This window comes from Mycolicibacterium boenickei, assembly GCF_010731295.1.
Taxonomy (GTDB): Bacteria; Actinomycetota; Actinomycetes; order Mycobacteriales; family Mycobacteriaceae; genus Mycobacterium; species Mycobacterium boenickei.
This window is the reverse complement of sequence record NZ_AP022579.1, coordinates 4,366,763-4,384,636: the sequence shown is the minus strand read 5'-3', so window position 1 is coordinate 4,384,636 and position 17,874 is coordinate 4,366,763. Positions and strand designations below refer to the sequence as shown.

The 17,874-nt window shown below is 66.3% G+C and carries 18 protein-coding genes; 9 read left to right on the top strand and 9 right to left on the bottom strand.

The genetic code is table 11. The features are described from left to right. Window positions 1-50: 50 nt before the first annotated feature. Entirely contained in the window at window positions 51-1,022 is a 972-nt protein-coding gene (locus G6N57_RS20795) for a GlxA family transcriptional regulator (protein WP_077740781.1), read from the top strand. A gap of 9 nt (window positions 1,023-1,031) precedes the next feature. On the opposite strand, the gene G6N57_RS20790 is transcribed toward G6N57_RS20795, so the two are convergent. Together G6N57_RS20790 and G6N57_RS20785 are read right to left on the bottom strand one after the other, a co-directional pair. Further along, window positions 1,032-1,721, bottom strand: a complete 690-nt coding sequence (locus G6N57_RS20790) for an Rv0518 family GDSL lipase (protein WP_077741941.1) — start codon at window positions 1,719-1,721, stop codon at window positions 1,032-1,034. A 154-nt stretch (window positions 1,722-1,875) separates the two neighbouring features. Further along, window positions 1,876-3,135, bottom strand: a complete 1,260-nt coding sequence (locus tag G6N57_RS20785; protein ID WP_162563952.1) for an acyltransferase family protein — start codon at window positions 3,133-3,135, stop codon at window positions 1,876-1,878. A gap of 292 nt (window positions 3,136-3,427) precedes the next feature. Between G6N57_RS20785 and G6N57_RS20780 the strand changes: the two genes are divergently transcribed. Then, window positions 3,428-3,742 (top strand): hypothetical protein, encoded by a 315-nt coding sequence (locus G6N57_RS20780; RefSeq protein ID WP_077740782.1) that lies wholly within the window; start codon window positions 3,428-3,430, stop codon window positions 3,740-3,742. An 18-nt stretch (window positions 3,743-3,760) separates the two neighbouring features. Here the strand turns inward: G6N57_RS20780 and G6N57_RS20775 are convergent, their stop codons facing one another. After that, on the bottom strand, window positions 3,761-4,309 hold the full coding sequence (locus tag G6N57_RS20775) for an Rv1352/Rv1906c domain-containing protein (protein WP_097926359.1): 549 nt from the start codon (window positions 4,307-4,309) through the stop codon (window positions 3,761-3,763). Between the two features lie 100 nt (window positions 4,310-4,409). On the opposite strand from G6N57_RS20775, the gene G6N57_RS20770 reads away from it, so the two are divergent. The 5 genes from G6N57_RS20770 (at window position 4,410) to G6N57_RS20750 (ending at window position 10,236) form a co-directional block, all read left to right on the top strand. After that, window positions 4,410-5,570, top strand: a complete 1,161-nt coding sequence (locus tag G6N57_RS20770; protein ID WP_097926358.1) for an alkaline phosphatase family protein — start codon at window positions 4,410-4,412, stop codon at window positions 5,568-5,570. A 47-nt stretch (window positions 5,571-5,617) separates the two neighbouring features. Then, on the top strand, window positions 5,618-5,950 hold the full coding sequence (locus G6N57_RS20765; protein ID WP_077744003.1) for a DUF732 domain-containing protein: 333 nt from the start codon (window positions 5,618-5,620) through the stop codon (window positions 5,948-5,950). A 39-nt stretch (window positions 5,951-5,989) separates the two neighbouring features. Then, window positions 5,990-6,451 carry a DUF5078 domain-containing protein gene (locus G6N57_RS20760; RefSeq protein WP_097926357.1) on the top strand — a complete coding sequence of 154 codons (462 nt, stop codon included), beginning with the start codon at window positions 5,990-5,992 and terminating at the stop codon, window positions 6,449-6,451. Between the two features lie 417 nt (window positions 6,452-6,868). Continuing rightward, window positions 6,869-7,342, top strand: a complete 474-nt coding sequence (locus G6N57_RS20755; RefSeq protein WP_077740783.1) for an MmpS family transport accessory protein — start codon at window positions 6,869-6,871, stop codon at window positions 7,340-7,342. Beyond that, complete coding sequence (locus tag G6N57_RS20750) at window positions 7,339-10,236, top strand: MMPL/RND family transporter (RefSeq protein WP_077740784.1); 2,898 nt, start codon at window positions 7,339-7,341, stop codon at window positions 10,234-10,236. The genes G6N57_RS20755 and G6N57_RS20750 overlap by 4 nt, the downstream gene beginning before the upstream one ends. Here the strand turns inward: G6N57_RS20750 and G6N57_RS20745 are convergent. Continuing rightward, complete coding sequence (locus tag G6N57_RS20745) at window positions 10,233-11,006, bottom strand: ArsR/SmtB family transcription factor (protein WP_077740785.1); 774 nt, start codon at window positions 11,004-11,006, stop codon at window positions 10,233-10,235. The genes G6N57_RS20750 and G6N57_RS20745 overlap by 4 nt on opposite strands. Before the next feature lie 548 nt (window positions 11,007-11,554). On the opposite strand from G6N57_RS20745, the gene G6N57_RS20740 reads away from it, so the two are divergent. Both G6N57_RS20740 and yaaA read left to right on the top strand, forming a co-directional pair. Next, window positions 11,555-12,220, top strand: coding sequence for a C40 family peptidase (locus G6N57_RS20740; protein ID WP_163646651.1), 666 nt, complete (start codon window positions 11,555-11,557; stop codon window positions 12,218-12,220). Window positions 12,221-12,273: 53 nt separating this feature from the next. Then, window positions 12,274-13,020, top strand: a complete 747-nt coding sequence (yaaA, locus tag G6N57_RS20735; RefSeq protein WP_077740787.1) for a peroxide stress protein YaaA — start codon at window positions 12,274-12,276, stop codon at window positions 13,018-13,020. A gap of 30 nt (window positions 13,021-13,050) precedes the next feature. Here the strand turns inward: yaaA and G6N57_RS20730 are convergent, their stop codons facing one another. Genes G6N57_RS20730 through G6N57_RS20710 form a run of 5 tightly spaced genes read right to left on the bottom strand, consistent with a single transcriptional unit; the run spans window position 13,051 to window position 17,617 of the window. Next, complete coding sequence (locus tag G6N57_RS20730; protein WP_077740788.1) at window positions 13,051-13,968, bottom strand: TauD/TfdA dioxygenase family protein; 918 nt, start codon at window positions 13,966-13,968, stop codon at window positions 13,051-13,053. A 33-nt stretch (window positions 13,969-14,001) separates the two neighbouring features. Then, window positions 14,002-15,039, bottom strand: coding sequence for a PhnD/SsuA/transferrin family substrate-binding protein (locus tag G6N57_RS20725; protein ID WP_234815680.1), 1,038 nt, complete (start codon window positions 15,037-15,039; stop codon window positions 14,002-14,004). Between the two features lie 38 nt (window positions 15,040-15,077). Further along, the gene (locus tag G6N57_RS20720) at window positions 15,078-15,821 is read right to left on the bottom strand and encodes an ABC transporter ATP-binding protein (protein ID WP_077740790.1); all 744 of its coding nucleotides are present in this window, start codon (window positions 15,819-15,821) and stop codon (window positions 15,078-15,080) included. Beyond that, complete coding sequence (locus tag G6N57_RS20715; protein ID WP_234815681.1) at window positions 15,808-16,695, bottom strand: ABC transporter permease; 888 nt, start codon at window positions 16,693-16,695, stop codon at window positions 15,808-15,810. The genes G6N57_RS20720 and G6N57_RS20715 overlap by 14 nt, the downstream gene beginning before the upstream one ends. Further along, window positions 16,673-17,617 (bottom strand): TauD/TfdA dioxygenase family protein, encoded by a 945-nt coding sequence (locus tag G6N57_RS20710; protein WP_077740792.1) that lies wholly within the window; start codon window positions 17,615-17,617, stop codon window positions 16,673-16,675. Before G6N57_RS20710 ends, G6N57_RS20715 begins: the two co-directional genes overlap by 23 nt. Window positions 17,618-17,874 lie beyond the last annotated feature (257 nt).

Genomic DNA, 17,874 nt, shown 5'->3' with positions numbered 1-17,874 from the left:
CACCATGTCCGATGCGCCATGTTTCCCACAGAAAGCGACACAATGGACGGATGGCACAGGGTGCGGGGCCGCGTGAGGTCGTGATCGTGGTCTTCGACGGGATGAAACTGCTCGACGCCGCGGGACCGGCCGAGGTTTTCGCCGAGGCCAACCGGTTCGGCGCCGACTACCGCCTACGGATCGCGTCGGTCGACGGCGCCGACGTCACCACCTCGATCGGCACGCCGTTCGCGGTGACCGGTCGCATCTCCGAGATCGACGGGGTGGACACCGTATTGGTCTCCGGTGGAGACGATCTCGTGGGCCGGCCGATCGATCCCGCTCTGGTGGCGGCACTGCGAGACCTACCCACCCGGACCCGACGGCTGGCGTCGATCTGTACGGGCTCCTTCATCCTGGCCGCGGCGGGCCTGCTCGACAACCGCCGGGCCACCACGCACTGGCGGCACGCACGGCTGCTGTCCCGTGCGTACCCCACGATTTCGGTCGAGCCCGACGCCATCTTCGTCAGGGACAGAGACGTCTACACCTCTGCGGGAGTGTCGGCGGGCATCGACCTGGCCTTGGCACTGGTGGAGTCCGATCACGGCACCGATCTGGTGCGCGACGTCGCGCGGTCACTGGTCGTGTACCTCAAGCGAGCCGGCGGCCAGTCGCAGTTCTCCACGCTGATCGAGTCGGACGCACCCGCCGAGTCGGCGTTGCGCCGGGTGACCGACGCGATCGCCGCTGACCCGACCGCGAACCACAGCGTGAAAAGTCTTGCAGCCCAAGCCTCATTGAGTACCAGACAGCTGACCCGGCTGTTTCAGGCCGAGCTGGGCACGACACCGGCCCGCTACGTCGAAACGGTGCGGATCGACGTAGCGCGGGCAGCCCTCGACGCAGGACGCCCGGTGGCGGAATCCGCCCGGATTGCCGGCTTCGGAAGCGCCGAGACCCTACGGCGGGTGTTCGTCAGCCACCTCGGCGTGTCACCGAAGGCCTACCGGGACCGTTTCCGCACCACGGCCGGCGGCTGAACCGCCGCATCAGACCCAGCGCGGAAGCTCCCTGCCGATGAGCGGTGCGATCTTGTCGGCCATGTAGGCATGGCCCGCATCAGTCGGATGGATGCCGTCGGCGCCGATCAACTCGGGGCGATCGAAGAACCAACGGTCGGCGATCGGGTCGACGAACGTCGCACCGACCTGCCGGGCCTGGTCCCGCAGGATGTCACGCACGCCCAGCAGATTCGGCGGCACATCGGGGTTCACCCAGGGCGGCCCGATCACCAGCATGCGGGCGGCGGGAGCGGATTGCCGGGCCCTGGTCAGGGCGTCGTGGCTCAGGCGGGTGACCGCACCGAGGTCGGAGTCCTTGTCGTTGCGTGACCCGAAGAAGACGATCAACGCGTCGTCGGGCTGCACCGCCCTGGCGGTCAGGTCGGCGAAGACGCTGCCGCGGTTGCCGCGCGCCTCGTAACCGGCCCCGCCCTCGGCCACCACATCGGCATCGACCTGCACGCCGCGTTGCGACAGCTCCTGCCAGGCCAGCGGAGCCCAGTTCCTCGGCCCCATCCCGCCCTCGGCGGCCATCCCCGTGGTGTACGAATCACCGATCACCGCGATGTGGCTGATCTGCGGATCGAGCCCCGACGTGACGTAACGTCGAGAAGGAGCCTGCGCGAACAGCCCCACCAGGAGGGCGAGCGAGACGATGAAAGTGGTCAGACGACTCACTGCAACCTCCACTGCCGGCGAGACACAATTCGTCCCGGACCGCGATACCGAAACAGCCTATTGGGTGAACCTCGGCCGTAGATAGGCGGCCGGTGACACAGCGATAACAAGGGCATAACAACCTGTCGCACAGCGGGTTTGGATGGTTACAAGATCAGCCCGCGCGGGCGGGGACCTCGTCTGACCGGTCCTCGGTATCGATCCTGTGCAACTTGGTGTTGGCCTGTTCAACAGGCCGGATGTCGACCATTCTGCGCATCCAGCGCCTGGCCGGTTCCTCCACGAGGTGATACAGCGCGATCGCGCCGACCAGTGCGATCACGAACAGGCCGAGCAGCGTCGCCTTGCCCGAGAGAGTGGGCGTCAGGGTGAGCTCGAACTGCCGGGTGGTCCAGATCCAGGCGGTGTGGACCAACTCGTGCACCATGTACAGGCCGAACGAGATCTGTCCGCCGTAGACGAGCAGTCGGGTGGACAGCAACGCCGGGAGGCTGCCGACGCCGACCGCCAGGGCGACCACCTGTGGAACGAACAAGATGTCGACGATGCCGCCGGCGTCGCCGACGGTGTTCATCGGGTGCTTGTCGAAGAAGAACAGCCCGCCGACGATGACAGCGCCGAGCACGATCGACAGGTAACCCGCGCGCTTCTGGGTCTTCTCCGTCAGGTGCAGCTTGCGCACCGCCGCGCACGCCAGGGCGCCCGCGGTGAACTGCATGACGATTCTCGGCAGCCAGCTCCACGGCGTGTAGAAGTGGCCGGTGGCCATCAGCAGCACCACCGGCGGCACCGCCGCGGCGATGGCCAGCAGGACCAGGCTCCGCGCCCGCGTCGCCCGGGCGATCCGGAAGATCACCAGGATCAGCGCTCCGAACAGCAGGTACGCCAACCACTCCGCACTGATCGACCAGGCGGGCCCGTCCCAGCTCGAACCGTCGAAGTAGGGCTCGAACCACAGTTGGACCAGGAAGAGCTGGCGCACGTAGCTGACCGCGTTGTAGCCGCTGGTGTCCTCGGGCGGGATGTGCCCGACGTTGAGCGTGAAGATCAGCCACAGCGCGGCCAGGTGCAGCGTCACGAGATACACCGGCCATACCCGCGACAACCGCAGCCACAAGAAGTGCAGGGTGGCCCGGGTGGACCAGGTCGGCCCCATCCGGTCGATGTAGTTCCAGGTCAGGACGAATCCACTGAGGATGAAGAACAGATCGACGCCCTGGGCGCCGCGATCGAGTACGGGGGCGAGCGCCTCGGTGACGTCAGGTGCCACTTGATAAAGGAGAGGGCGGAAGTGGAACAGGACCACCCACACCGCTGCCACGATGCGCAGTCCCGTCAGGGCCTTGATCTCTGCGCCGCGCACAACACCTTTTCCGTATCCACTCAGCTGATTCGTCACTTCGCTGTTCGCCATGTCACTGCCGCGGCTAGCCGGGCGAATCGGCCCGCGATCGGCGCAACCGGCAGCCCTCGCAGACTAGCAGCGTGCCGTTCGGCGGCGCGCCGGCCGCGCCGTACGCGCCTCAACCGCGTCATCTGACCGCTCGCCGGGGCGAGCCCGGGTGATCTTGTGCAGCAAAGGAATTGAGAGGCCCGAATCGTCACGGAATCCGCCGTGTGCAGGAACGACGCGGCGTGTCCGATCCCTGGCCGTCGGCAAGGTGGCCCGATAGGGTCGAAGGCGTGATCTCTCGGGGAGGTTTGAGATGACCAGCATCATCGGCCGCTGCGCGGCAGGCGTGGGCGCTGTGTTGGCGCCGTTCGGCGTGATGGCAGTGGTAACGGTGGCCGCGCCCGCCGTCAGCTGGGCCGACTGTGGAGCCGGAGAATGGTGGGATCCGGTGGCGAGTGTGTGCCGGCCGCCGGTCGTACCCCTGGGCTGTGAGAACGGCGCATGGTGGGACCCGGTGGCCAACACCTGTCGCCCGCCGGTCGTTCCGCCGCCGCCGATGTGCGACAACGGCTGGTGGTGGGACCCGGTCGGCAATGCCTGCCGGCCGCCGCTGATCCCGCCCGGCTGATCGCTCAGCGCCGCGGCATCAGGGCATCGGCACCGAGGAGCCGTCGTAGTTACGGGCGTTGTTGTTGAGTCCATCCATCCACGCACGGAGCTTGGCCTGACCGACCAGCGCCGGAATCGGGCCGTTGGCCGGGGTGTCAGGCACCGCGTCGGTCGGCTGCCACGGCTGGCACCCGCTCGTCTTGAACGCCTTGTCGGTGGCCTCGATCGTGATCACCTGCGGCTTCTTGGTGAATGCGTTGTCGATGATGTCACCGCCGTGCAGATCGGCCATCCGCTTCCAGTAGCAGGTGCCGCCCTCGACCGGGCCGGCCGAAGCGTAGTTGCCCGGCTGGATGTCGGTGCCCACCATGAAGAGGCCGTCGTGGTCGATGGCGTTCGCCGCCGCGGGCGCGGCAGGTGCACCCGGTGCCGGGGCCTCAGGCGCCGGCTCGACCGGTCCCGGCGGCGGACCCGGTGCGGGGACCGGCGCCGGCGTCTCCGGATCGGCACTTGCGATGCCACTGAACGCCCCACCTGCGGACACCACCAGGGCGGCAGCGAAGATCACGGCTTTCATCGGCTTCATGAAAACCCAGCGTACCGGGTACGACGGTGTGGTCGGGCGCACTCACGGCGAGGTCTGCGTTGCCGAAACCCGCTGACGTGATCTGTGGCACGCTCGCGATGTGCAGCCTCCGCGTCCTGATCCCGGCGTACCTCACCTGGCCGATGTCGTCCCCTCGGTCCTCGCCGCGATGGGCGCATCCGGGTTCGATGCGCGGATCCCGTGGCCCGGCCCGATCCGCGGCGCCTGCGTGTTGTTGATCGACGGACTGGGTGCCGAACTGCTCGCCGCGCACGCCGGCGATGCGCCGGTCCTGACATCCTTGGCGGGCCGGCCGTTCTCCGGAAAACTGCACGTCGGGTTTCCCTCGACGACGGCGGCTGGGTTGGCGGCGATCGGCCTCGGGTGCCGTTCGGGTGAGCACGGTTTCGTCGGCTACTCCTTCCGGGTTCCCGAGGCCGCGCCGGATTTCGACGTCATCAATGCGTTGCGCTGGCGTCCGCATCCCTGGGGACCCGATCTGCGCGACCGCGTGGTGCCCGAGCAGGTGCAGCCCGCGCCGACCACGTTCGAGCGGGCCGGGTCGGCCGGGTTCGATGTCTCGGTCGTCTCGGGCGCGCAGCACGCGGGTTCGGGATTGACCCGGGCACTGCTGCGCGGTGCGCGGTACGTCGGCGCCCACGCGCTCGGCGATCTCGCCGCCGGAGTCGTCGCTGCCGTCGCCGGCCACGGCTTCTGCTACGGATATCACGCCGACCTCGACTTGGTGGGCCACCTGCACGGCCCCGGCTCCCCGGCGTGGCGCATGCAGTTGCGGCAGGTGGATCGCCTGGTGGAGTCGATTTTGGCGGCGCTGCCCGCGGAGTGCCTGCTGGCCGTGGTGGCCGACCACGGGATGGTCACCGTGAACCCGGCAGCGGTAACCGACATCGACGAGTGCCAACCGCTGCTCGAGGGGGTTACCGCGGTAGGCGGCGAGGCGCGCGCCCGTCACGTGTACACCGCCCCCGGGGCGGGTGACGACGTCCTCGCGACATGGCGCGACAGCCTGGGTGATTTCGCGTGGGTGATGTCGCGGGAAGAGGCCATCGAGGCGGGTTGGTTCGGCCCACACGTGCGCGACGACGTCCGGGCCCGCATCGGCGATGTCATCGCCGCCGCCACCGGGTCCGCCGCGTTGCTGCGACGAACCGTCGAGCCCATGGAGTCGGCGTTGGTCGGTCAGCACGGTTCGCTGACGAGCGCCGAGCAGTATGTCCCGCTACTCGCCGCGATCAGTTGAGCAAACCGCACACCCCGAACAGGCTTAGATGGGCTAAGATTCAGCGCATGAAGCTTGCAGGGCTGGCAGCAGTTGGCGCCGCGGCGGCTATCGCCTTCGCCGCTCCCGCACATGCCGATCCGGACACGGATTTCGCGAATGAGTTGCACACCTTCGGGATCTACGGGCAGAAGGACTACAACGCCTGGATCGGCAAGATCATGTGCAAGCGGTTGCACAACGGCGTCGACCACAATGCCAAGGACTCGGTCGGTTTCGTCAAGAAGCAACTGGCCAAGGACAGCACCGACGCCCAGTCGTGGCAGTTCCTGGGTACCGCCATCAACTACTACTGCCCCGATCAGCGCTTTGTCTACGAACAGGCCGCGACGCCGTCGTAGTCTGATTCCCGACGCCGATCTGACGAGTTTTGGAGTGAGATGAACCGCAAGAGTCTCAACACCGCGATCCGCACCGGCGTGGCCGCGTGTGCTGTGGCCGGAGCCCTGGCCGGCGCCGGCATCGCCTCGGCCGATGCCACCGACGACTACCCGATCCCGAACCGGATCCTCAAGACCCCCTGCACGGCCGAGCAGATCATGGCGGCCGCCCGCGACGTCGAGCCCGTGTACTACGAGCGCTACATGATCGACTACAACAACAAGCCCGTCGCCGACCAGCAGGGCGCCCAGGACCGGATCCACTGGTTCTTCTCGATGGACTACGCCGGCCGCCGCCAGTACTCCGAAAATATGGCCACCAACGCGTTCTTCGAGAACATGTCCTGGCGCTGGCCGAACTGGGCCAAGCTGTTCTTCAACAACAAGGGCGTCGCGGCCAACACCACCGACGTCTGCCAGAACTACCCGCCCAACGACATGTCCGTCTGGGACTGGCACTAGTCCGAGGGATTTCCACGAGGGCTGGGTCTGGCGGCCGACACGGCAGCGAGACCCAGCCCGTTTCGTTAGCTCCATCACAATCAGCGCCCTGCGCCTCAGCGCGCCCACCCCTGACGGCGCCGTAAAAGTGCCCTGACCTGCGATTGCACGGCGGGCTACACAGCTGGGCCCGTCACGGCCGCCGGGCGGTGCCGTAGGCGCACAATCACGGCTGTGTCACCGTTTTGCCACGCATTTAAATAGGCTAATATCTCGCTAACTTTTAGTTAGCCATTCGGCTAGACAGCGAGGCGTGATCGAGGTGAACATGGTGCACAGGTACTGCCCCATCGGCTGCCGTGCCACCGGCATGTCGACACCGCCCTGCCTCCCCATTGCCCATATCGCCAACAATCGACGGACCGGTGCCATTTCACGATGACCAACGCGACGAAAAGCTCTCGCCGGAAACAGTTTTCATTCTCAGGCCTGGCCAGGAAGTTCTGGATTCCGTTGATCATCATGGCGGTGGTGGTGGTCGGCGGGTTCACGGTGATGCGGGTCCGCACGTTCTTCGGCGCGGGCGACGGCACCGGCATTTCCAGCGCCAAGGTCGATGACACCAAACCGTTCGATCCCAAGGTCGTGGTCTACGAGATCTACGGCGTGCCCGGAGCGACCGCGGACGTGAACTACCTCGATCTCGACGCCCAGCCCCAGCGCATCGACGGGGTGACCCTGCCCTGGACGCTGCGGCTGGAGTCCACCGCCCCCTCGGTGTTCCCCAACATCGTCGCGCAGGGCAACGGCGACACGATCAGCTGCCGCATCACCGTCGATGACGAACTCAAGGACGAGAGAACCTCCAACGGCGTGAACGCCCAGACCTTCTGCTTGGTGAAATCTGCATGAGCAACCACGACGCCCCGACCGAGTCGATTCCGGTCACCGGGCCGAGGCATGCCCAGCAAGGTGGGATCGCCAAGTGGATCCGGCGCCTGGCCATCCCGATCATCATCGGCTGGATCGCCCTCATCGGCGTCCTGAACACCGCTGTGCCCCAGCTCGAAGAGGTGGGCAAGATGCGCTCGGTGTCGATGACCCCCGACCAGGCGCCGTCGATGATCGCGATGAAACGCGTCGGCGAGGTGTTCCAGGAGTTCAAGTCCAACAGCTCGGTGATGGTCGTCCTCGAGGGCGACGAGCCGCTCGACATCAAGGCGCACGACTTCTACGACGAGGTCGTCAAGAAGCTCGAGGCCGACAAGGCGCACGTCGAGCACGTCCAGGATTTCTGGGGCGACCCGCTGACCGCTTCGGGTGCGCAGAGCTCCGACGGCAAGTCCTCCTATGTCCAGGTCTACACCGCCGGTAACCAGGGTGAGGCGCTGGCCAACGAATCGGTCGAGGCCGTCCAGAAGATCGTCGAGAGCGTCACGCCGCCGCCCGGTGTCAAGGCCTACGTCACCGGCCCGGCCGCGTTGGCCGCCGACCAGCACATCGCAGGCGACCGCAGCATGCGGATGATCGAGGCGCTGACCTTCACCGTCATCATCATCATGCTGCTGTTGGTCTACCGCTCCATCGTCACGGTGATCCTCACCCTGGTCATGGTGGTGCTGTCACTGTCGGCCGCCCGCGGCGTGATCGCCGCCCTCGGCTACTACAACATCATCGGGCTCTCGACATTCGCCACCAACCTGCTGGTGACGCTGGCCATCGCCGCCTCTACCGACTACGCGATCTTCCTGATAGGCCGATATCAAGAGGCCAGAAGTGTCGGTGAAGACCGCGAACAGTCCTACTACACGATGTTCCACGGCACCGCGCATGTGGTGCTCGGCTCAGGTCTGACCATCGCCGGCGCGACGCTGTGTCTGCACTTCACCAACCTTCCGTACTTCCAGTCGCTGGGTATCCCGCTGGCCATCGGCATGGTCACCGGCGTTATCGCAGCCCTCACCCTGGGACCGGCCATCATCACGGTGGCCAGCAAGTTCGGTAAGACACTGGAACCCAGGCGAGCCATGCGCACCCGCGGCTGGCGCAAGCTCGGTGCGGCCGTGGTGCGCTGGCCCGGACCGATCCTGATCGCCACGATCGCGCTGTCGCTGATCGGTCTGCTGACCCTGCCGGGCTACCGGACCAACTACAACGACCGCAAGTACCTGCCCGCCGATCTGCCGGCCAACACCGGGTACGCCGCATCCGACCGGCACTTCTCCCAGGCCCGGATGAACCCTGAATTGTTGTTGATCGAAAGCGATCACGATCTGCGCAACTCGGCGGACTTCCTGGTCGTCGACCGCATCGCCAAGCGAATCTTCCAGGTGCCCGGTATCTCCCGGGTCCAGGCCATCACGCGCCCGCAGGGAACGCCGATCGAGCACACCTCGATCCCGTTCCAGATCAGCATGCAGGGCACCACGCAGATGATGAACATGAAATACATGCAGGACCGCATGAAGGACATGTTGAAGATGGCCGACGAGATGCAGACGACGGTCGACACCATGCAGCAGATGCTGGTGCTGGTCAAGCAGATGTCCGACACGACCCACAGCATGGTCGGCAAGATGCACACCATGGTCGCCGATGTGGCCGAAATGCGGGACCACATCGCAGATTTCGACGACTTCTTCCGGCCGATCCGGAACTACCTGTACTGGGAACCGAAGTGCTTCAACATTCCCCTGTGCTGGTCGATCCGGTCGATCTTCGACACGCTTGACGGCATCGACACCATGACCGACGACATCCAGAAGATGATGCCGGACCTGGATCGTCTCGACCAGCTCATGCCTCAGATGCTCACGATCATGCCGCCGATGATCACGACCATGAAGAACATGAAGAACATGATGCTGACCATGCAGGCCACGATGGGCGGGCTGCAGGATCAGATGGAAGCGATGATGGAGAACCAGACGGCCATGGGCCAGGCGTTCGACGCTTCCAAGAACGACGACTCGTTCTATCTGCCACCGGAAACCTTCGACAATCCGGACTTCAAGCGCGGCATGAAGATGTTCCTGTCCCCCGACGGGCACGCCGTGCGGTTCATCATCAGCCACGAGGGCGACCCGATGAGCCCCGAAGGCATCTCACACATCGATGCGATCAAGAACGCCGCCAAGGAGGCGATCAAGGGCACCCCGCTTGAGGGCTCCAAGATCTACCTCGGCGGCACCGCGTCCACCTTCAAGGACATGCAGGAAGGCGCCAACTACGACCTGTTGATCGCCGGCATCGCCGCACTGTGCCTGATCTTCATCATCATGTTGATCCTCACCCGCAGCGTGGTGGCCGCCGCGGTCATCGTCGGCACCGTGGTGCTGTCCCTGGGCGCCTCCTTCGGTCTGTCGGTGCTCATCTGGCAGCACCTGATCGGCCTCGAACTGCACTGGATGGTGATCGCGATGGCGGTCATCGTGCTGTTGGCGGTCGGCGCGGACTACAACCTGCTACTGGTCTCCCGATTCAAAGAGGAGATACACGCAGGCCTCAACACCGGCATCATCCGCGCCATGGGCGGCACCGGATCGGTGGTCACCTCCGCGGGCCTGGTGTTCGCCTTCACCATGATGTCGATGGCGGTCAGCGAGCTGGCGGTAATCGGCCAGGTCGGCACCACGATCGGCCTGGGCCTGCTGTTCGACACCCTGGTCATCCGGTCCTTCATGACCCCGTCCATCGCCGCACTGATGGGCAAGTGGTTCTGGTGGCCGCAGCGGGTGCGTCAGCGTCCCCTGCCTGCCCCATGGCCCACGCCCGTCCAGCGCGATCCGCAGGATTCGCTGGTCTAGTCGGACTGCTCCAGCCCGGACTTCAGGCTGGACAGCTTGACGGGCCAACTGTGCGCGATCACGTCGCGCACCACGCTGCCCGGATCGAACCCGTCGTGTGTCACGGTGAGCTTCACCTGATCCCCGATGGGTTCGATGTCGAACGACACCCGTGACCGGCGTTCCGCCGCGGCCGCGGCGATGGTCTCCTCGCCGAGCTCCGGGGCGATCTCCAGCAGTTCGGGCGTGAACGTATGGAAGGTGAAGGCCAGCCGCTGATAGGGGTCGGACTCGACGATCACCTGCTCGGGGTCTTCTATGCGAAGCGTGTCCTCGATCCAGGTATAGGTCGAGCCCTTCTGCCAGTCGGATTCGATGGCGTGTGCCAGGTAGCCGCTGGAGTACGCCGGATTGGTGATGGCCTGCCACAGCCGCTCCGGGGTGGTGCGGATATAGGTGGTGTAGACGAACTCGCCGACCATGCCGGGGTTGTCCAAGACCGTCTTGAGGTCGGCGAGGGTCTGCACCCTTGTCGCGTCGTAGCGGTCGATCCACCGGTCCGCGACGGCATTGATCGGTTCGGCGTTGATGAAGTGCAGCTTCTCCCGGCCCTGGCGCAGAGTCGTGACGAGGTTCGCCGCCTCCAGCACGGCCAGGTGCTTGCTGACCGACTGCCGGGCCATCGACAGACGCCCGCAGAGCTCTCGCAGACTCTGCCCGTCCCGGTCGTTGAGGCTGTCCAGGAGCAGTCGCCGGCTCGGATCCGCCAGCGCCTTGAAGACCTCGTCCACCCTCGCCGTCCTCTCGTGCCCCCGGACGCCCGGGTTCCTTGGTCAATCATGCAGCCAATAGGCTGCATGTCAAGCGCCGCCGCCACCGGGGATCGCCACCCCGACCGCGAATCCAGCCGCACCATCGGGGGTCGCCAGCCACCATCCAGCGGGTGTCACCGTTGCCGAAATCACCGCGTCCGGTCGATCTGCCCGCGAGACGCGCCCGGCCGGACGGTCACAGACGCTTCTGACAACTCCGCCCGGACAGATGGCCGAGCGGAGTTCGAAATGCCTTTCACATCAATGTAATTCGCATATCACTTGCGGAACGCAAGGCAATAGTGGGCGCGCCACGCATCAGCACAAGTCCAGTGCCACAGCACTATTGGTGATTGCTCGATACGTCCGGCAACCTCGGGCAAACACATTCCGCTGGCAACCGAATTGCCCGCACAGGCAACAGCGCTCAACCCGAAGCTGCGTGAAACAGTCCATATCGGGCACCCCTTGTGAACGGAGTCACATATTTTGCCCGCCCAAAATCGGCTCTGCTAGCGTCCCGCCGCATGTTTGCTATCGCGACGCTTATGGCGCTTGTCCAGCAGGTTTCGGGCACGCCGTACATCTCCGGTGGAGACTCCCCAGCGGGTACGGACTGCTCGGGCCTGGCCTCATGGGTCAGCAACATGGCCACTGGCCGGCCGGTCTACGGGGACCGCTTCAACACGGGCAACCAGGAGCGTGCGCTCCTGGCCCGCGGCTTCAAGTACGGCACCCAGCCGGGCGCCCTCGTGATCGGCTGGAACAGCGGCCACACCGCCGTGACCCTGCCGGACGGCACGCCCGTTTCCTCCGGTGAGGGCGGCCACGGCGTGCGGATCGGTGGCGGCGGCGCCTACCAGCGCCAGTTCAGCCACCACATGTACCTCCCGATGGCAGCAGAGGCTCCGCAGGACGCACCGGTGGACGCGCCGATCGACCCGTTCGCGCCCCCGCCTCCGCCGGCCCCGATCGACCAGATGGCCGCCCCGGCCCCCGTCGATCCCTTCGCACCCCCGCCGCCGGCCGACCCCATGGCCGCCCCGGCACCGATGGACCCCTTCGCTCCGCCGCCACCGGCCGACGCGATGCCGCCGGCGCCCCCGATGGACGGCCCCGCCCCGATCATGCTGGACGTGCCGCCGCCTCCGGCGCCCCCGGCTCCCGAGGAACCGGCTCCGGTCGCCATCTGACATCACACCTGTCGGTGGTCAGAGGGCCACGATCGTTCGGATAACGTCTGGATGTGATCGTGCTCCTGCCACCGTCGGAGACCAAACGCACCGGCGGGGACGGCCCACCGGTGCGTTTGGACATTCTGAGCTCTCCGAAACTCACCCCGCTGCGCCAGTCGCTGATCGACGAGCTGGTCGATCTCGCCGCCGACCCGCCGGCGTGCCGCAAAGCCCTGGGCATCTCGGCCAATCAGGACGTCGAGATCGAGCGCAACGCCGCGCTCTGGCAGGCGCCCACGATGCCGGCCATCGAGCGATATACCGGTGTCCTCTACGACGCCCTCGACATCGCATCCCTACGGGGTGCCGCTGCCACGCGCGCCCGGGCCCGGCTGGCGGTCGGATCGGCGTTGTTCGGTCTGCTTCGGGCCGATGACCCGGTGCCCGCCTACCGGCTCTCCGCCTCCTCGAAGCTGCCCGGCCAGCCCGGCCTGGCCACGCGTTGGCGGCCATTGCTGGAGCCGGTGCTGGCGGACCTCGCCGCCCAGGAGCTGATCGTGGACCTACGCTCCGGCTCGTACGCGGGGCTCGGACGGATCCCCGATGCCGTCCGCGTACAGGTGCTGGCCGAACACGCCGACGGTCACCGCACCGTCGTCAGCCACTTCAACAAGGCCCACAAAGGCCACCTGGCCCGCGCGCTGGCCGGCTCCCGGGCCGAACCGAGCGATGCGGCCGCCGTGGCTGCGGTTGCCCGCCGCGCCGGCATGAATGTGGAACGTGACGGCGCCGAACTGACCGTCGTGGTGCCGGCCTGACGCTCAGGCAGCCTCGAACGGCTCGCCGACTCAGGCAGCCCCGAACGGCTCGCCGTCCAAAGCCCGCGAGGGCCGGCCGTCCGGCCCCTGCGGCACATCGCCCACGAGTGTCACGCGATACAGCCGGCGGTCGTGCTCGCCGGTGAGGTCCGACGGTGCGAGATGAACGGTCGAGCGGTTGTCCCAGAACGCGATGCTGCCCGGCTCCCATTTGAACCGCACGGTGTACTCGGGCCGCACCAGCTCGTCGTAGAACAGCCCCAGCAGCCGGCGGCTCTCATGCGGCGAGACGTCGACGATGTGGCTGGTGAAACCGGGGTTCACGTAGAGCGCGCGCTCCCCCGTCTCGGGATGCACCCGAACCACGGGGTGCTCGGTCAGCAGGGGACGTCGCTTCACCCGGCGCTCGTAGTCCTCGGTGGCCGTCGTACCGTCCGGAGGCGCGAACCGGTGCACCGCCCGCAGCCCGTCGGCCAGCCGCTGCAACGGAGCGGACAAACCGTCGTATGCGGCAACGGTGTTGGCCCATTGGGTGTCGCCGCCGTACGGCGGGATCACCTCGGCCCGAAGTATGGACGCCGCAGGAGGATTCACCGCCGCGGTGACATCGGCGTGCCAATTCGCCTTGTCGTAACCGCGGCTGCTGCCGTACCGCGCCTTGAACCGGTCGGCGAAGATCGGATAGATCGTCGGGTAGTCCGGGTCAGGGATGGAATCGAACAGCGGGTGCGCCGGGGTCGGCGAGCCGAAGGCGCGGGCCAGCCGGAGGTGATCCTCGTGCCCGATGAACTGGTCGCGGAAGAACACCACCTTCCACCTGAGCAGAGCGCCACGGATCTCGGCCACGTGTTCGTCGAGGAGCGGTGCGGTCAGGTCGATTCCGTGTATCTCGGCGCCGATCCACCCGGACTGCGGCCGGATGCTCAGTGCGGATGCCAATTGCGTCATCTGTGCTCCCCTGTGTTGGTACGGCTGAAGTCCCTACGACTTCAGTGACTTCGGTGTGACACCGTCGAGTTCGTTCTGCGCCGTGACGATGTCGTTGTAGCGGCCGTCCACATACGGCTTCACATCGACGCGGCCCTTGATGGTCCCGGTCTCGTGCAGACCGTCGGCGACGGTTTGGAACAGCGCCGTGGACTGCTCGTCGATCGGGTAGTACGAGGCGATTCCGTCCTCGTCGTACAGCTTCCTGCCCTGTTCGAAGGTGATGCCCTGAACCTTCACGTAGTACTGGTCGATCCACTGATCGGAATGGGTGTCCTTCCAGTTGTTCGCCGCGACGGCCCGCCCGACGTAGTCACCGATCGCCGCGGCCTTGGCGGGATCGTCGAGCACGTCGCGGCGCACGATCAGGGTCTGGATGCCCGTGTTGATTCCCTTGCCGTCACCGAGGATCGGCGGCTCGCCCAGCTGGTAGTACTGGTTGCCGAGCACGATGGCGGCGTCGACGGCGCCGGCGGCGAATGTCGGAACCACCTCTGCCCCGGCCAGTTCCACGGGCTGGACATCGGTTCGCAGGTCAAGCCCATGGCGCTTGAGCAGCCCGGCGGTGACCATGTGCCGGCCCGACCCCGGTGGATAGGCCACCCGCTTGCCGCGCAGATCCTCGATCGTCTTCACCCCGCTGCCGGGGCGGGCCACCAGGTAGTAGCCGCCGCTGGTGCCCGGGTTCGCCTGCAGCCCAACGGTCACCAGGTCGGTTACCCCGCTGTCCACCGCGATGGGCACCGGAGCCTCACCGATCGACCCGACGTCGGCAGCCCCCGACCGCAGTGCCTCGATCACCGCGGCACCGCCGCTGAAATCGGCGAAATCGACCTCGTAGGGCGTGCCCTGGCCGGCATTGGCCAGATTCCAGGGCAACGACTGGGTTCCGTTCTGCTCGGCGATGACGAGCTTGGTGCCTGCCGGGACCTCGGTCCTGGCAGCGATCTTCACCGTGTCGATGGCGGTATCGGCCTCGTCGTCGGACAATCCGCATGCGCTGAGCAGCAACGGGATCAGCAACAGTGCCACGGAATGCCGCCGCACTCGACCACCAATTGGCATGTGACTCATTCCTTGTCTTCGGATACACCGAGTTCGGACAGCAAACGCTTTCGCAGCGAGGCGAATTCGTGGGCGTCGCGGGCCCGCGGTTTGGGCACCGTGACGTCGACGTCGAGAGAGATGACCCCGTCGGTCAGGACGATCACGCGGTCGGCGAGCAGGATCGCCTCATCGACGTCGTGGGTCACCAGCAGGACGGCCGGGGTGTGTCTGCGGTACAGGTCCAGCAGCAGGCCGTGCATCTTGATCCTGGTGAGTGCGTCGAGTGCGCCGAAAGGTTCGTCGAGGAGCAGCAGCTGCGGTTCGCGGACCAAGGCCCGGGCCAGGGCGACCCGTTGCGCCTCGCCACCGGACAACGTGCGGGGCCATGCCTTTGCCTTGTCCGCCAGATTGACCTCGGCCAACGCTGCCAGCGCACGTTTCTGTACGACGCCGGTCGACGGCAACCCGATCGTCACGTTGGCGAGCACCCGCTGCCACGGCAGTAGCCGGGAATCCTGGAAGACGATCGCGCGCCGCTCGGGAACCCGGAGGTAGCCGTCCACGTCGCTGTCGAGCGCACCAAGAGCCCGCAGAAAGGTGCTCTTGCCCGAACCGCTGCGGCCAAGGAGCGCGACGAATTGGCCCGCGCCGATCTCCAGATCGAGGCCGTCGATGATGACGTTGTCCCCGAACCGCTTCCGGATGTCGCGCGCGATCACCACCGATGAGGCGCCTGCCGTGGCCGGCAGGGTGTCAGCCGCCGTCATAGGCCCGTCTCCAAGTCAGCAGGCGGCCTTCGAGGAACCGGACCACCAGGATCGAGATCAGCCCGAGGATCGCGTAGACCGCGATCAGCACGAAGACGATGTCGATCTGGAAGTACTCGCGGGCGTCGGTCATCATCCGGCCGAGGCCCTTCTTCGCGTTGATCGTCTCGGCGAAGATCAACGACAACCAGGAGGCCGTCAGCGCAAGGCGCAGGCCGACCAGGAACCCCGGCAGTGACCCGGGAATGATGACGCGGTAGATCATCTCGGCCCGGCCTGCGCCGAAGGATCGGGCCGCTTCCACCAGGGCGGCATCGACGCTTCGGATCGCGCTGAAGGTGTTGATGTAGATCGCCACGGCGACGGCGAGCGTGATCAGCAGGATCTTCGGCACCTCGCTGATGCCGAACCACACGATCAGCAGCGGAACCAGCGCGAAGTTCGGAACCGCCCGCAATACTTCCATATTGGCGTCGACAAAGTTTTCCCCGATTCGGGACAGTCCCGATATCAGCGCCAGGCCGAGTCCGAGCACGATCCCGAACGCCAGGCCGTATCCGACCCTCAGCAGGCTGGCGGTCAGATGTTCCTGAAAGGTGCCGTCGGCGATCAGTGTCCAGGCTGCGCTGAGCACCCGGGTCGGCGGCGGCACCGTGCGCTCGTCGAATATGCCGACGGTGGACAGCAGTTGCCATACGCCGACCAACAGGATCGGGCCGGTGAGTCGCTGCACCGGCCGCGGCACCATCGGCTTGCGCTGCGCCCGCCGCACTGCCGCCCGGGGATCGACGAGCCCGATCGGGGCATCGGCCCGCACGGCTCCGGCCGGGCGTGACAGCAGAATGGGCATCTCAGGCGGCCCCGAAGAAGTCACCCGAAATAGACTCAGACGCAACACCATCGGGGCCTACCGGAACGTCGCCCACCAGCGTGATGCGATGCAGCACCCGGTCACCTTCGACGTGTTCGAAGTCGCGCGGAGCCAGGTGCAGCGCGGCCCGGTTGTCCCAGAACGCGACACTGCCCGGTTCCCATTTGAACCGCACCGAGTACTCGGGGCGCGCGATCTCCTCGAAGAGCAGATCCAGCAGGTGCCGGCTCTCCCGTGGGGAGAGGTTGACGATCTCGCGCGTGAAAGACGGGTTGACGTAGAGCACCTTCTCCCCCGTCTCCGGGTGCACCCGCACCACCGGGTGGATGGTGGCGAGCGGATTGCCGCGGACGAGGTCGCCGATCTTCTCGGAGCTGCGTTCGGCCGACGTCGTCGCGCCGAAGCGATGCTCGGCCCGCAGTTCGCCGACGAGTGTCTGCACCGACGGCGACAGTCCCGCGTACACGGCGGCGACATTGGTGAACTGAGTGTCGCCGCCGTAAGCCGGAACTCGCTCTGCCCGAAGGATCGAATGCGACGGCGGGTTTATCAGTGGGGTGACGTCGGCATGCCAACCGGGACCGTTCGGGCTTTGCCGCTTGCGGTACTTGGTGCCGTACCGGTGATCGTAGGCGGCCGGTGACACCGTGTGGATCTGCGGGAATCCGGCTGGAGCAGAGTCACCCTCGTACGGATGGCCGGGAGTCACCTCACCGAACTGGGCACCGAACGCGATCTGGGACGCATGGTCGAGGTCCTGGCCCCGGAAGAACACCACCTTCCACCGGTGCAGTGCGGCACGGACGGCCGCGACCTGTTCCGGTGACAGCGGAGCGGCAAGGTCGATCCCTTCGATCAACGCTCCGGTGTGTCCCGACAGCGGACTGACGGTGAGTTCAGAAGTAGACAGTTCAGCAGTAGACATAGCCACGCTCCCCTCGAAAGCGGCTGCTTGCATCGGAAATTCGACGCTAACGAGGTTCGTCTCGTGGGTTACCGGTTTGAATCGGCGTGACGGGAATGGCGACCGGTGCTCGCGGCACCCAATCGACGTTGCCGACCGCGGGCCGAACGGATCACCCAAATCGCTTCTGCCTGCGGCGTACTGGCTTCCGCCCGGTCGCCGAGCCCGAATCTGACTGTTGCCGAGCTAATTTCAGAGCATCTGCGCCACCGTCCGGC

What these genes read in the sequence shown, in the direction of transcription:
- G6N57_RS20765 (WP_077744003.1), top strand. Translation starts at nt 5,618, where the DNA reads ATGAAGCTTGCAGGGCTGGCAGCAGTTGGCGCCGCGGCGGCTATCGCC.
- G6N57_RS20785 (WP_162563952.1), bottom strand. Translation starts at nt 3,135, where the DNA reads ATGGCGAACAGCGAAGTGACGAATCAGCTGAGTGGATACGGAAAAGGT.
- G6N57_RS20760 (WP_097926357.1), top strand. Translation starts at nt 5,990, where the DNA reads ATGAACCGCAAGAGTCTCAACACCGCGATCCGCACCGGCGTGGCCGCG.
- G6N57_RS20750 (WP_077740784.1), top strand. Translation starts at nt 7,339, where the DNA reads ATGAGCAACCACGACGCCCCGACCGAGTCGATTCCGGTCACCGGGCCG.
- G6N57_RS20775 (WP_097926359.1), bottom strand. Translation starts at nt 4,309, where the DNA reads ATGAAGCCGATGAAAGCCGTGATCTTCGCTGCCGCCCTGGTGGTGTCC.
- G6N57_RS20730 (WP_077740788.1), bottom strand. Translation starts at nt 13,968, where the DNA reads ATGACGCAATTGGCATCCGCACTGAGCATCCGGCCGCAGTCCGGGTGG.
- G6N57_RS20740 (WP_163646651.1), top strand. Translation starts at nt 11,555, where the DNA reads ATGTTTGCTATCGCGACGCTTATGGCGCTTGTCCAGCAGGTTTCGGGC.
- G6N57_RS20780 (WP_077740782.1), top strand. Translation starts at nt 3,428, where the DNA reads ATGACCAGCATCATCGGCCGCTGCGCGGCAGGCGTGGGCGCTGTGTTG.
- G6N57_RS20720 (WP_077740790.1), bottom strand. Translation starts at nt 15,821, where the DNA reads ATGACGGCGGCTGACACCCTGCCGGCCACGGCAGGCGCCTCATCGGTG.
- G6N57_RS20755 (WP_077740783.1), top strand. Translation starts at nt 6,869, where the DNA reads ATGACCAACGCGACGAAAAGCTCTCGCCGGAAACAGTTTTCATTCTCA.
- G6N57_RS20710 (WP_077740792.1), bottom strand. Translation starts at nt 17,617, where the DNA reads ATGTCTACTGCTGAACTGTCTACTTCTGAACTCACCGTCAGTCCGCTG.
- G6N57_RS20795 (WP_077740781.1), top strand. Translation starts at nt 51, where the DNA reads ATGGCACAGGGTGCGGGGCCGCGTGAGGTCGTGATCGTGGTCTTCGAC.